The sequence below is a fragment of the Flavobacterium sp. B167r genome, from assembly GCF_056824315.1.
Window position 1 is genome coordinate 3558183 of record NZ_CP124859.1, and the last position, 15613, is coordinate 3573795.

Here is a 15613-nt window from a genome sequence, read left to right on the forward strand (position 1 = left end):
GCGCGATCGGGTTATTTAGTAGCTTGCAATAAATTTATTTTAGAGCATAATTTATATATCCACCATCTGCTAATAGCTCTGTTCCAGTAATTTGCTTCTTCTGGTACAGCTTTATGAAGTCCTGGTGTAGAAACTGGGCCTGGACTTACAATATTTACACGATTTTTTGGATGTTAGATTTTATTAAGTCAGATCTTTTTTGAATAACATTCAATTCCTTATTAAAAGAATTTCTATATTTTTTGATATATTCTGAAGGTTTCATTCCAAACAATTTTACAAACTGCTGACGGAAATAACGTTGATCTTCTATACCAACCTGAGGTCCAACCTGTGCAATATTAATGTTTTCAGTAAGCATAATTACGGCGGCTCTTCGAATTCTGATCGATCGAATAAAGACATTTACAGTTTCGCCTGAAATTGCTTTAATTTTTTTGTAAAGACTAGAATGACTCATTCCCATTGCGGCCGAAAAAGTCTTTAGATTAAATTCGCTGTTTTCAAGATTAGCTTCTACTATTTCGATGCATTTGTCTAGAAACTCTTTGTACTCAAGAGGAACTTTATTGATGTTTTCACGGAGTGTTATACTATCCAAGAAATATTTACGCAATTGACCTCTGTTTCTAAGAACAGAATCAACACGAGCCAGAAGTATTTCACTGTCAAAAGGTTTGGTAACATAATCATCGGCACCTTCTGTAATGCTTTGTAAATGAATGTCATTACTAGTTGTTGCTGTAAGAAGTATAACTGTAATATGACTCAAATCATCATTTTGTTTGATTTTTTTGCACAAATCTAAACCGTTCATTCCTTCCATAGAAATATCACTCAATACAATATCTGGCATGTGTTTTTCGACAAGTTTTAAACCTTCAAGACCATTAAAAGCATTGTAAACAATATAGTTTTTGGAGAAAAGCTGTACGAGATATTGATTCATTTCTGGATTGTCTTCAACCACTAATAATACTTTTTTGGTACTGATTAATGCTGAATGTAGATTTTCTGGAAGTGATGCCTGAATTGCATTTTCAAGATTATTTTGACGATCAGCAGGCATTCCATCAATAAGTTCTCCCACAAGCGAAGACATTTGCGGATTCTCATTTATGTTGATAGTGGCAAAATGGCTATTTCCTTTTGGAAGCGTAACTTTAAACGAAGTTCCTTCGCCAACTTTACTGGTACACTTTATTTCACCATTATGTTTATTCACAAAATATTTGGCGATATATAGTCCTATTCCAAAACCATTGCTAGATTTAGATTGAATTTGCTTGAATTTCTCAAAAATAGTATCGATGTCGTTTTCATCTATACCGCTTCCAGTATCCGAAATAATAATAGAAACGTCATTATCGTTTTCATTTATTTCAATACTTATTGAACCTTTATTTGGGGTGAATTTAAAAGCATTTGAGATTAAATTGAACAGCGTAATCTCTATTTTTTCATAATCGCCATATATTTCGGTAGGTGTTTCTCCTTCAATAAATTGATAATTCAGGCTTTTAACAGCGGCCATTTGTGTAAAGCTTTCGTAGATTTCACGACAAAGGACGTTTAGATTAATCTTCGAAATTTTAAGCTCATCAAGATCTGTTTCAGCTTTTCTAAACAATAATAATTGATCTGTAAGACTCAACAATCGTTTCGCATTTCTAAAAGCTAGATTTAAGTCAAGATCATCTTTTGAACTTTTTTTCTTTCTTTCAATGGCACTTTTAAGCGGATTTATAATTAAAGACAAAGGAGTACGCAGTTCATGCGCCATATAGGTAAACATAGAAAACTGCTTTTCGGCATGTTCCTTGTCTTTTATATGCTCCATTCGGGCAAGTTTTATTTCATAGCGAAGTCTTTCTTTATTTTTATTATAATCAACGTAAGCATAAATCGTGGCTATAGCACCTAATAAATATAAAGTATATGCCCACCATGTTCTGTACCAAGGCGGAAGAATTTTTACCGTTGCCAGAATTACTTCATTCGTCCAATTTCCAAAAACGTCAGTTGTTTTTACCTTGAAAACATAAGTTCCTTCTGTCAATCTGGAATAATTAGCTCTGTTTTCTTTAGAAGTGAAATTCCAGTTTTTATCCCAGCCTTCCAGAAAATAAGCGATATTTATTTTTTCAGAATTGATATAATCAAGATAAACAAAATCAAAACTCAATGCCGATTTATCATAAGGAAGTTCGACTTCGCTTATCATTTCGAGTTTTTTTTCGGTTATATAAGGGCTGTTCAATTTTAGCGACTCATTGTTTACCATCAAATCATTTAGTAAAAATTTGCCAGTATTTTTTTTGTCTTTTATATTATCTGGATTAAAAACATTAAATCCGTTTATACCACCAAAAATAAATTCTCCAGTAGAAAGTTTTGTCCCTGAATTCCAACTGAATTGATTGCCTTGTAATCCATCAGTAACCCCGAAATTTCTAAATGTATTAGTCTTAGAATTAAATCTGGAGATTCCGTGATACGTACTCATCCATAAATTTCCTTCTTTATCTTCTAAAAGACGAAGAATAGTATTGCTTGAAAGTCCGTTTTCGGTAGTGAATTTTTTATAAGTTCTGGTTTTTCTATCATATAAAAGAAGACCGCCTTCTACAGTTCCAATCCAAAGATTGTTATTATCATCTTCTGTTATGCATCTGATGTTATACTCAGAATGATAATTTTTTACTTTTTTTGTTTTAGAATCAATTTCAAAGAAAGAATTGAATGTTCCGCCCCAGATTTTTCCATCTTTGGTTTCATAAAGACAAGTTACATCACGTAAAGTATTGCTGTAACAAATGAATTTATTTTGTTTTCTATCAAATTGATATAAAGCACCAGCGTTAGTTACAGCTAGCCACAACGTATTTTTTGAATCCAAAAAGAGTAGCCATGATTCCTGTTCTGCTTTTTTAGTGAATTGATTATAAATAGAAAAGTTTTGAATTGCCTTTGATTTTGGATCGATTCTACAAACTCCGCCTTTCCACATCGCAACCCAAATTGCATTATCAGAATCTTTTACAATGCTGGTCACAAAATTGCTCTGAATTTTTTTGCCAGCAGATGCAGTGGTCGAGTAAATCTCGTAAGTATTTTGTTTTCTGTTCCAATATCTCATTCCCGCACCATCAGTACCAATCCAGATGTTTTTCTTTTCATCTTCGCAGAAAGAAAGCATAAAGTTGGCAGCAGGATCTTCGTCTTCTTTATTTGTTAATGGATCTTTGCTTTTAAAATGATTGAAAAAGAGAGGTTTTTTCCCCATCATACTTACGCCACCGCGTAAAGTTCCAAACCACATTTCTCCGTTTTTACTTTCAAATATATCGTACAAAGATTTACTGTTCAGTAATGAAACTGGACCGCTGGCACGATAGGAAACAGGCAAATTCTGATTTTTGGAAATCGTATAAAGACCAGCTCCGTCAGTAGCAATCCAAAGTCTGTTTTCTTGTTGGTAAAAGTCACGAACAACAGTTTTTTCCTGAAAGTAATTTTTAGAATAACTGTTCAAACTTTCATTATACAAAAAAGCACCTTCGTCAGATCCCACCCAAAGTCCTTCATTTGTCAGTTTGATGCAATTTGAACCTGTAATCGAATTATTGAGAAGCGTTATTTTTTTTGATTTAATATCGAATTTGCAAAGACCTTTTCCTGTTATAAAAACATAAAAAATCTCTTTTTTCGCATCATAAGAAATAGATCTAGCGATGTAATTTAATTTTCTATTAAAAGGAATTGCCGTTCCAATTTTCTCACCTTCCTTAAAAATAACAATTGCTTCTTTTGTAGCAACCAAAATAATATGTAAAGAATGTACAGCGATTATTTCGTAAGCGGTAACATTTAAAGGCTTAGCCGTTTTATTCGTGTCATAATATTTCAATGGAGCAAAAGAAGATCGCTCAGCATTAAAAACAACGGGGCCTGCCGTAGTTCCGATCCACAAATTGTTTTCGTAGTCACCCTCAATACAGCTTATGGCATTTCCCTGAATAGAATTTGGATCAGTATGGATGTGGCGGTAAATTTTAAAATCATTTCCATCATATCTGTTCAATCCGTCAAAAGTTCCAAACCACATATATCCGTTTTGATCCTGATATATGGACGCAACGGAATTATTAGAAAGTCCTAATGAAATATCAAGATGCCTGATTGGGAAATTCTGTCCAAAAGCGGTGATAGAAAGAAAACTAATAAGAAGAAAGGATTTTAATTTATCCATAGATGGTTTTAAAAATACTTTTCGATTTTTTGGTGTTGGAAAATACAAGCGAATGATCTGAAAGTCGGATCATTTTTAAATCGGTAAATGTTAAATCTGTATGCTTTGCGAAAGTAATGATTTATTATATAATGTGTAAAAGTTACATTTGTTTTTTAAATGAATCGGTAAATGGAATTTGTGTTTTTATATAATTATAAAAGTATGATCTAAGATTTTTGAGGTGGATGCTCGAAAAAAGGAATGATTGTTAAATGAATTATTTAAGTAGTTAATTATTTCTATTGTCATTTTTTTTAGGGTAAAAAAATGACAAATATGTTTTTATGAAGCATTCCAAGCGTAATTTTACGAAATTGTCCCCTTTTATAAATGAATTTTTCCCTGTTTTAAAAACTTCTTGTGCCCTTAATTTGCAATGTTAGTTGATAAGCTACAACGTTTGAATAATAAAGTTTTATTTTCCGTTTGAAGCGAATCAATAAAAGCAAACAAACTAATTATCTTAACAAAAAACCACTTTAACATGACCAACACTTCAATTAAAATTTACAGGGAAACCTTTTTCTCTTTATTAAAAAAATAGGATAAAATTAATTTGAGAAGCAGATTATAATCCTAAAAACAATTTCTCAAAAATAGTTTTTTTGAAAAGCTCAATTCATTACAGATTATAAATTCTGCAATCAAAATTGTATTCTATATTATTAATACAATCTAACTTAAAACCAAACCAATCTTAAAAAAAGTATGCAAAGAATTAAATCCAAATTTTTACTTTTATTACTCTTACTTCCTTTTTGTGTTTTTGCTCAGAGCACAATAAGTGGTGTCGTTCTCGAAAAGGGAACCAATCAGCCCATACCGGGAGTAAACGTAAAAGTAACAGGTGCAGATATTAGCACCTCTACTGACTTTGATGGAAAATTTCAATTACCTGGAGTAAAAGCAGGTAGTCAAATTACATTTTCTTTTACCGGTTTTGTCAATCAAACTATTACAGTTGGCGCACAAAAAAATATAAATATATCTCTTGAAGAAGATACGAATCAACTAAAAGAAGTAGTGGTTCAGGTAGGTTACGGAAGCGTGAAAAAGAAAGACGCAACAGGATCTGTCACTGCACTTACTACAAAAGACTTTAACAAAGGAAATAATATTACAACAGAGAATCTGCTTAACGGTAGAGTAGCGGGTTTAACGGTAAATTCAACGGGTGCGCCGGGTTCTACTTCACAAATTAGAATTCGTGGAGGAAGTTCGCTTTTTGCAAGTAACGATCCTCTTATCGTAATCGACGGATTGCCATTGGATAATGCTACAAATACAGGTTCTTCTTCGTTTTTAGCTTCATTAAATCCTGCAACTGTAGAATCGATTACGGTTTTAAAAGACGCTTCAGCTTCTGCAATCTACGGTTCTCGTGCTTCAAACGGGGTTATTATTATAACGACTAAAAAAGGAAGCAAAACCTTATCTGTAGATTATAATGTACAATACGCTGCAGGTAGTTTAACTAAAACTGTTGATGTTTTTAGTGCAGATGAATTCAGAAGTGTTATTGCTGACAGAAGAAGCGATGATTTAGATAAATTAGGAACTGCAAATACAGATTGGCAAAAAGCAATTTACAGAAATACAGGAACGATAGATCAAAGTTTAGCTATTCGAGGAAATTTATTCAATATCATTCCAACAAGTTTAACGCTAGGAAATACAGATCAGCAAGGACTTCGCTTGACGAATAATTTTAAAAGAAATACAGTTGGATTAGTAATGAATCCGGCATTTTTAGACAATCATTTAAAATTAAGACTTTCTGCAAATTATACAAACGAAATCAACAGATTTACAGATGGTGTAGAAGGTGCTGCAATTGGTTTTGACCCAACACAACCGATAAAAGTGGAAGGTGCGCCTTACGGTGGTTATTTCGAATATACTACTGGTGTAGATGTCAACGGAAATTATCCGCTAGTGGCAACTGCTGCTAGAAATCCTGTTTCGCAATTGTTAAATACAAACGACAGAGGAACGAATGACAGAATTTTTGGAAATTTCGAAATTGATTATAAATTTCATTTTTTACCTGCTTTAAGAGCGGTAGTAAATGTAGGTTTCGATGAATCTAACGGAGAACGAAGAAGATTGGTTGATGCCAATGCAGGTTCTGGACCATCAAATAACAATATTCCGTACGGGACAAATGAATATACGGAACAAACGAGAAGAAATAAATTATTAGATACTTATTTAGTTTACAACAAAACGTTCAATTCATTGAATTTTGAAATGACGGGAGGTTATTCGTATCAAAAATTTCAAAGCTCAAAATTTGAAACGGGAAATATCTTAAACCCAGATCTACCGTCAACATTTCCTGAAACTACTTTAGATACAGATGTTGTTTTATTAGGATTTTTTGCTAGAACAAACTTAAATTTTAGAGACAAATATTTATTAACGCTGTCTTACAGAAGAGATGGTTCGTCTCGATTTGAAGAAGCTAATCGTTGGGGAAATTTTCCTTCAGTAGCTTTTGCATGGAAAATTAAAGAAGATTTCTTTAAAGATAATAATACATTATCTGACTTAAAATTAAGATTGAGTTATGGAATTACAGGTCAGCAGGATATTCCTGAACCAAATGGATATTTGCAAAAATATATGCTTGGCGGCGGAAATGCAGAGTATTATTTTGGTGCGAGTCCAGTTCCTATTGCACTTCCTTCAAAAAGAACAAACAACTTGAAATGGGAAGAAACAACTTCTTATAATGCTGGTCTTGATTTCGGATTTTTAGACAATCGTTTATCGGCAGGACTTGATGTTTATTATAAAGAATCTAAAGATTTATTGGTGAATGCCGCAATATCTGACGGAAGTAACTTTTCGAACCGCGTTTACCAAAACGTTGGAAGCTTTACCACAAAAGGGATAGAGTTTACGATTAATGCAAATGCAATTAAAACAGAAGACTTTAACTGGAATATGAATTTCAATTTCGCGAAGTTCGAAAGAAGAATCAAAAATCTGGTTAACGGAACCGATATCTTTTTAGGAGATAATATTGCAGGAACAGGAACTCCAGGACAAATTTTTAGAGAAAGTTATACGCCTTATTCTTTCTATGTGTACAAACAATTGTACAACAACGAAGGAAAGCCAATTGATGGTGCTTTTGCAGATTTGAATGGAGATAACATCAAAAATGATTCAGACAAATACATTTACAATAATCCTGATCCAGATTTTACATTAGGATTTGCATCCAACATGAATTATAAAAAGTTTGACTTTTCATTCAATTTAAGAGCAAGTGTTGGTAACCGAATTTTTAATGCTGTAGATGCCAGTAGAGCACAATACGATGCAATGGAAAACGGTGGAGTATTAAGTAATATTCCGTCTCAGGTATTAGATACTAATTTTCAAACGACTTCAAATGTTGTATTATCAGATCTTTATATCGAGAATGCGTCATTCTTAAAATTAGACAATATTACATTAGGATATACTTTAAGCAACTGGTTTAACGACAAAGCTACATTAAGAGTATCAACAGGAGTTCAGAACGTTTTTGTATTGACAAAATATACTGGTTTAGATCCGGAGATTACAAATAACGGTGTAGACAAAACGATTTATCCAAGACAGCGATCGATCTTATTTGGTGTTAATCTTAAATTCTAATTACGAAATCATGAAAAAATATATAGTAACAACACTAGTTGCATTGACTGTGATTTTTCAGTCTTGTACAGATGATTTAAATGTTGTCTCGAAAGATGACGACGTTCTTTCTTCGGATGTATTATTTGCTACACCCGACGGATATAAAAAAGCTTTCGCTGGGGTTTATGGAAATCTAACTTTAACAGGAGTAATTGGTCCAAATGATTCTTCGCTAGAAGGTGTAGACGCAGGAACGAGCCAGTTTACAAGATGTTTATTATACATGCAGGAATTAACGACAGACGAATTGGTTTGGAGTTATGAAAATGACGGAGGAACAGCAGAATTACAGCGTAATATCTGGACGGCTGCAAATCCAGTTATTTTAGGAATGTTCAGTAGAACAATGGTTTCTGTTTCTTATGCAAATGAATTTTTGCGTCAAAGTACACCAGAAAGACTAAGTTCAAGAGGGATTACAGATGCTGCAACTTTGGCAGATATGGCACTTTATCGTCAAGAAGTTCGCGTTTTAAGAGCGTATGCTTATTACAACATGATGGATTTATTTGGAAAAGCACCCATGTATACTGAAAATGATCCTATCAATTTTACAGGACCTGAGTTTAACAGAAAGCAATTGTTTGAATTTATTGAAACAGAATTAAAAGCAGTTTTACCTGATTTGAAAGCAGCGAGAACTAATGAATATGGAAGATTAGATCAATCTATGGCGCGTATGATTTTGGCTAAAATGTATTTGAATGCTCAAGTATACGTTCAGGAAAATCGTTTTAATGATTGTATCGCAATGTGCAATGCGATTATTGATGGTGGTTATACATTAAAACCAAAATATTTAGACAATTTTAAGGCAGACAATAACACTTCTCAAGAAATTATTTTCGGAATCCAGTCAGATGGAGCCGTTTCTCAAAACTGGGGAGCATCTACTGTTTTAACAAACGGACAAATTGGTGCTTGGGAAAATAATGGTGCCGATTTTGGAATTGGTGGTTGGACAGGAGCACTTAGAATTAGAAAAGAATTTGCTCAAAAATTTGATGGCGTAAAATTCAGTCAGGATACTAGAAATACCATAGGAAAAGGTGTTGCCGGCGATCCTGGAAAACAAAGATCTATCGATATTGACGATATTGGTGTAAAAACACAAGGTTATATTTTATCTAAATTTTCGAATAAAACGTCGACAGGAGTTAACGGAATCAGTTCTACTTATGCTGATACTGATTTCCCATTATTCAGATTGGCTGATGTATATCTAATGTATGCAGAAGCTACTTTAAGAGGCGGAAACGGCACAACAAGTCAAGCATTAAATTATGTAAATGCTTTAAGACAAAGAGCAAATAACGATTCGACTGTTGGAAACATTACTTTAGGCGAATTAACACTTGATTTTCTTATTGATGAAAGAGCTCGTGAATTGCACTGGGAAGCGCACCGCAGACAAGATTTAATTCGTTTTGGAAAATATACTGGAGGATCTTACAATTGGGCATGGAAAGGAAACTCTTCAAAAGGAATCGCTATTCCTGCTTACATGAGCATTTTTCCTATTCCTGAAGGAGCATTGGGAGCCAACAGAAATTTAACTCAAAACACGGGTTACTAAAACTTTTTTAAACATAAACGATATACAAATGAAACATATATATAAAATATTTATTGCAATAGTACTACTTGCTGGATTTTCGTCTTGTGAAAACGAAGAAGATTTAATGATTTTAGAACCTCAGGAAGCTGCATTTTCTTTGATAACTCCAGAAAGTGGTTCTTCTACAATCTTAAATGAAGATACACCAAACAATATAGCACTAACTTTTACATGGGAAAAAGTTATCTACGGAACCCCAACAATTGTTACCTATACTTTACAGTTTGCCGCAAGTAATACTGAATTTGCAGCACCAGTAGATATCACAACCACTACAACAACTCATGCAACTATTACAGTAGCAGAATTAAATGCAAAAGCACTAGAACTTGGATTAACAGCCAACGTTGAAGGAACAATTGACGTAAGAATTAAATCTACCGTAGGAACTACGCTTTCTGAGCCAAAACTTTCTACGCCAATTACGATTAACTTAACTCCTTACAGAGGTGTGTTCCCTAAAATTGATTTGTTTTTGGTTGGACCTGGTACTGCTGCAGGATGGAGCGTAGATAGCAACAATATGCCAATCTACAGAGATACAAAAGAAAACGCGAAATTCTACTATACAGGATTTTTCAATAAAGATGGATTTAAATTGATCGAACAAATTGGTTTCTGGGCGCCAGCTTACGGAACAAACGGTGCGAAAGTACAATACAGAGCTACTGAAAGCGATACTGATCCGGGTGTTTTCCCTACAACTGCTTCAGGTTGTTATAGTTTTGAAGTTAATCTTGAAGAATTGACATACAAAATCGAGCCTTACGCAGGACCAATGACAACTTATACAACAATTACTGTGGCTGGATCTGTATTAACAGGCGATGACACAGGTTGGGATATGAATGTTCCTATGGTGAAAACTGATTTTGATGGTCATATCTGGAAAGTTACTCAAACCTTAAAAGCTGGGAAAATGAAATTTAAAGCTAATGGTGGCTGGGATACAAGCTGGGGAGATAATGGCGGAGATATTATTGTTGAAGCTGGAAAATACGAAATCTGGTTCAATGACTTAGATGGTCGTTACATGTTCATTCCAACTCTATAATTGAGTCAAAAAGTGAGAAGCCTCAAATGAGCTTATTTGAGGCTTCTTCTTTCTTCAAACAAAATTTCACTTTTATAACGCATATAATGAAAAAATATATAAAGATTTTGGGGTTGCTTGTTGTAACCGCAATTCAATTTTCATGTTCAAACAATGATTCTGAAGGAACAGAAGCGGTTAGCCCGCCAGATGCAAGCGATACTTTTATCAGAGCGTCGGATGTTTCTTTTCTTCCTCAAATGGAGTCTTTGGGAACTAAATTTTACAGTGGAGGAAAAGCAGAACCAATGCTTACCACGCTAAAAAACGCAGGTTGCAACACTGTCCGAATTCGTTTATGGAAAAATCCAGTAAACGGACGTTCAGGTTTAAGCGAAGTAAAACAATTGGCTCAAAAAGCAAGACAAGCCGGTTTAAGAGTTTGGCTTACGGTTCATTATTCTGATGATTGGGCAGATCCGGGAATACAGACAACTCCTGAAGAATGGAAAGATTTATCTTTTACAGATTTAAAAACTGCTGTAACAGATTATACATCAACTATAATTTCAGAAATCAATCCGGATATTATTCAAATTGGAAATGAAATCAACAGTGGATTATTATGGCCACAAGGAAATCTAATCAGTAACGAACAACAATGTATCGCGATATTAAGTGCGGCAAGCGCGGCAGTTCGCAGTAAAGCTCCAAACACAAAAATAATGATCCATTATGCAGGTGTATCAGAAGGCGGAACCGATTGGTTTTTCAACAAAATGAAAAGTGTAGATTACGATTACATCGGATTGTCTTATTATCCTATTTGGCATGGTAAAGATTTAACCGTAATAAAAACTACCATTGATGCTTTAGGCAAAAAATTCAGTAAAAAAGTCCTGATTGCAGAAACCGCTTATCCTTTTACATTGTTGCATAACGATCAGACCAACAATATTATGGGATCAAGCGATCAATTAGTATCTGGTTATCCTGCAACTCCTGCGGGACAAAGAACTTTTGTAATGGATATTAAAAATATCGTAAAATCATCAGAATTTGGACAAGGATTTGCGTATTGGGGCGGAGAATGGGTTGCTTTTAAAGGGCCACAATCGACAACAGGTTCTACATTCGAAAATCAGGCTTTGTATAGTTTTGATAATAATGCTTTATCAGTAATGCAAGCTTTCAGTAAAGAATAAAAAACATGAAAAAATCACTTAAAATTGTATCTTTTTTAATAGTTGCAGCCGTTTTATTTACTTCTTGTAAATCTAAAATGATAAGCGAAAAAGGTTCATTTTCAAAAGGAGCAGATATTGGCTGGCTGCCACAAATGGAAGCAACGGGCTATAAATTTTATGATGCAGACGGTTCTCAAAAAGACTGTCTGCAATTATTAAAAGATCGCGGAATTAATACGATCAGATTGCGTGTTTGGGTAAATCCGAATGATGATAAAGCCAGCGGACACTGCAGTCCTGAAGAAACGGTTGTTATGGCGGTTCGTGCTCAAAAAATGGGAATGCGCATTATGATCGATTTTCATTACAGTGATTCTTGGGCAGATCCGGGAAAACAAAATAAACCGGCTGCATGGGCAAAACATTCTTTTCCAGAATTGTTAACTGATGTTTACCAGCATACATATGATGTTTTGAAACTCTTGAAAAAAGCAGGAGTAACTCCAGAATGGGTTCAGGTTGGAAACGAAATTCCAAGCGGAATGCTTTGGCCAGAAGGACATACGGATAATTTTAATCAGTTGGCACAATTGCTTAATAAAGGATATGAAGCGACGAAAGCAATCGACTCAAAAATTAAAGTTATTGTTCATTTGGATGAAGGAAATAAAAGCGAAAAATTCAGATGGTTTTATGACAAAGCGACTCAAAACAATGTAAAATATGATGTAATTGGTTTGTCTTATTACCCATATTGGATCAAAACGGATTATCAAAGTACTATTCTGGATTTAGAGAATAATATGAAAGATATTGCTGCACGTTACAATAAAGAAGTTATGGTGGTAGAAGTTGGTGGTGATTTTGAAGCAGTACAAAATACAAAAGAAATGCTTGAAGCTACTATTAAAGCGGTAAAAAGCGTACCTAACAATAAAGGTTTAGGCGTTATTTATTGGGAACCGCAAGGCGAAAAAAGCTGGAGTGGTTATCAATTAAACGCTTGGCTTTCTGACGGAAAACCTTCTCCGGCATTGGATGCTTTCAAAAATTAAACATTAAATTTTTACCATTAAGGCATTAAGTTAATTAAGTCAAGCTTTATCAAGGTAATTAAGCTTCGCTTAATTACCTTGATTTTTAATGACAAAACAAACACAAAGCTTAATTAACTTAATGCCTTAATGGTGAAAAAAAATTAAAACAGAAAATGAAACGACTTTTTAAATCAATATTATTCTTATTTGTACTGATTTTTTCATCTGGAAAAATGATGTCACAATCCACTACTGCTGTTTTAAAAGATAACTGGCTTTTTTCTAAAGAGGTAAAAGGAGATGCTTTTTCTGTTGATTTTGATGCTTCGAAATGGGAAAAAGTAAGTGTTCCGCACGATTGGGCCATTTACGGACCTTTAGATAAAAAATGGGATCTTCAAACTGGAATAATCGAACAAAACGGAGAAAAAGAAGCGACTGAAAAAACCGGAAGAACCGGAGCACTGCCTCATATCGGAACGGGTTGGTACCGCAATACTTTTTCTATTCCTGAATTCAAAAAAGGAAAAAAAGCACTTCTTATTTTTGATGGCGCTATGAGCGAACCTCAGGTTTATTTGAATGGAAAGAAAATAGGAAAGTGGGGTTATGGCTACAGCTATTTTTATATCGATATTACGAATGATCTTCTTGTTGGGAAAGAAAATATATTGGCTGTAAAATTGACAAATGAGCCTTTTTCTTCAAGATGGTATCCGGGAGCTGGTCTTTATAGAAAAGTGAGTGTTGTTGTAAAAGAGGAAGAAAGTTTCGCACAATGGGGAACTTTTATCACAACTCCAGACATGAAGGATAATAATGCTGTTGTTGATATAAAAGCGGAGTTTCTAGGCAGTAATGTTTCAATGGTAACTGAAATTAAGGATGCTAAAAACAAAGTGGTAGCAACACAAAAAACTACTGAAACAAAGGATGGAAAATTCCACCAAACTATTTCAGTTGCAAAACCTAATTTATGGAGCCCAGAAACGCCTTATTTATACACAGCTGTAACTAAATTGTATGCTTCTGATGGAACTTTAAAAGACGAACAAAACATAAAATTTGGTATCCGATTTATTAAATACGAAGCAAATAAAGGATTTAGCCTTAACGGTAAAATAACGAAATTTAAAGGCGTTTGTCTTCATCATGATTTAGGTCCACTTGGTGCGGCTATTAACAAAGCAGCACTTAGAAGACAGCTTACAATTCTGAAAGATTTAGGATGTAATGCCATCAGAAGTTCTCATAATATGCCTTCTTTTGAACAATTGGAATTGGCTGACGAAATGGGATTTATGTTCCTTGCTGAAAGTTTTGACGAATGGGCAAAACCAAAAGTTGAAAACGGATATAATCGTTTTTTCGAAGAGTATGCCGAAAAAGATATTGTGAATTTGGTGAGAGCTACACGAAATCATCCTTCTATTGTGATGTGGAGTTCTGGAAATGAAGTTCCGGATCAATGGGGAGCTGAAGGAGTAAAACGTGCCCAATGGCTGCAGGATATTTTTCATCGTGAAGATCCTACAAGACCTGTGACTGTCGGTATGGATCAGGTAAAAGCAACTATGGAGTCTGGTTTTGGAGCTTTACTGGATATTCCTGGATTAAATTACAGAGTTCATCTTTACGAAGAAGCCTATAAAACATTTCCGCAGGGATTAATTTTGGGTTCAGAAACCGCTTCAACAGTAAGTTCAAGAGGAATTTATAAATTCCCAGTTGTTCAGGCGAAAAACAAAACATACGATGATTTTCAAAGTTCTTCTTATGATCTTGAAGCTTGTAGTTGGTCAAATGTTCCGGATGAAGATTTTGTACTTCAGGATGATAAACCGTGGGTTATTGGTGAATTTGTATGGACTGGTTTCGACTATTTAGGAGAGCCGACGCCTTATGATGAAAAATGGCCTTCAAGAAGTTCTTATTTTGGAATTTCAGATTTAGCGGGACTTCCTAAAGATCGTTTTTATCTTTACAGAAGCAGATGGAATACGAAGGATAAAACGCTTCATATTTTACCACATTGGAACTGGAAAGGTAGAGAAGGAGAAATTACTCCGGTTTTCGTTTATACGAATTACGACAGCGCTGAGCTTTTTGTAAATGGAAAAAGTATGGGAATTCAGAAAAAGAATAATTCAACTCCGCAAAATCGTTATCGCTTAATGTGGAATGATGTTACATACGAACCAGGAACGGTAAAAGTCGTTGCATTTGATTCAAACGGAAAAATAGCAGCAACAGAAGAGATTAAAACAGCAGGAGATGCCTATAAAATTGTTCTCGAAGCAGACCGCAAAACGATCAAAGCAGATGTAGAAGATATCTCTTTTGTAACAGTTTCGGTTGTAGATAAAAACGGAATTCCGTGTCCTACAGCAGTTGATGAACTTCAATTTAAAGTTACTGGCGCCGCAACTTACAGAGCGGCTTGTAATGGTGATGCTACTTCGTTAGAAATGTTTCATGAGGATCATATGAAGCTTTTCAGCGGTAAACTTGTGGTGTTGGTTAAATCAATCAAAACTCCTGGTGCAATCCAGTTGGAAGTTACGGGTAAAGGACTTCAGACAGGAAAAATTAATTTAAAGTCAGTACGTTAGTTTAAATTACATATTCTTGATTGTAGTAATTATATAATGGATGATTATCAACTTTAGTCAGATTATCTTATTCAATAAATGATGCGATTTTTAATTTCTGGTTATACAGTTAAGGATTTTTGATAACATTAAAAAACAA

7 protein-coding genes are annotated in these 15613 nt (G+C 34.3%); 6 read left to right on the forward strand and 1 reads right to left on the reverse strand.

What is annotated here, in order from left to right; genetic code table 11:
- Nucleotides 1-154 precede the first annotated feature (154 nt).
- Entirely contained in the window at nt 155-4252 is a 4098-nt protein-coding gene (locus tag QLQ96_RS15965; protein WP_482491693.1) for a hybrid sensor histidine kinase/response regulator transcription factor, read from the reverse strand.
- 750 nt (nt 4253-5002) lie between these two features.
- On the opposite strand from QLQ96_RS15965, the gene QLQ96_RS15970 reads away from it, so the two are divergent.
- The 6 genes from QLQ96_RS15970 to QLQ96_RS15995 all read left to right on the forward strand — a co-directional run bounded on the left by QLQ96_RS15970 (nt 5003) and on the right by QLQ96_RS15995 (nt 15474).
- A complete protein-coding gene (locus QLQ96_RS15970) occupies nt 5003-7945 on the forward strand; it encodes a SusC/RagA family TonB-linked outer membrane protein (protein WP_482491694.1) in 2943 nt (980 codons plus the stop codon).
- A 10-nt stretch (nt 7946-7955) separates the two neighbouring features.
- A complete protein-coding gene (locus tag QLQ96_RS15975; protein WP_482491696.1) occupies nt 7956-9563 on the forward strand; it encodes a RagB/SusD family nutrient uptake outer membrane protein in 1608 nt (535 codons plus the stop codon).
- Nucleotides 9564-9591: 28 nt separating this feature from the next.
- Nucleotides 9592-10659: a SusE domain-containing protein gene (locus tag QLQ96_RS15980; RefSeq protein ID WP_482491697.1), complete on the forward strand. Its 1068-nt coding sequence runs from the start codon at nt 9592-9594 to the stop codon at nt 10657-10659.
- A 26-nt stretch (nt 10660-10685) separates the two neighbouring features.
- Nucleotides 10686-11843, forward strand: coding sequence for a glycoside hydrolase family 53 protein (locus QLQ96_RS15985; RefSeq protein WP_482491699.1), 1158 nt, complete (start codon nt 10686-10688; stop codon nt 11841-11843).
- A gap of 5 nt (nt 11844-11848) precedes the next feature.
- The gene (locus QLQ96_RS15990) at nt 11849-12880 is read left to right on the forward strand and encodes a glycoside hydrolase family 53 protein (protein WP_482491700.1); all 1032 of its coding nucleotides are present in this window, start codon (nt 11849-11851) and stop codon (nt 12878-12880) included.
- Between the two features lie 155 nt (nt 12881-13035).
- Nucleotides 13036-15474 (forward strand): DUF4982 domain-containing protein, encoded by a 2439-nt coding sequence (locus tag QLQ96_RS15995; protein WP_482491701.1) that lies wholly within the window; start codon nt 13036-13038, stop codon nt 15472-15474.
- The last annotated feature ends 139 nt before the right edge of the window (nt 15475-15613 follow it).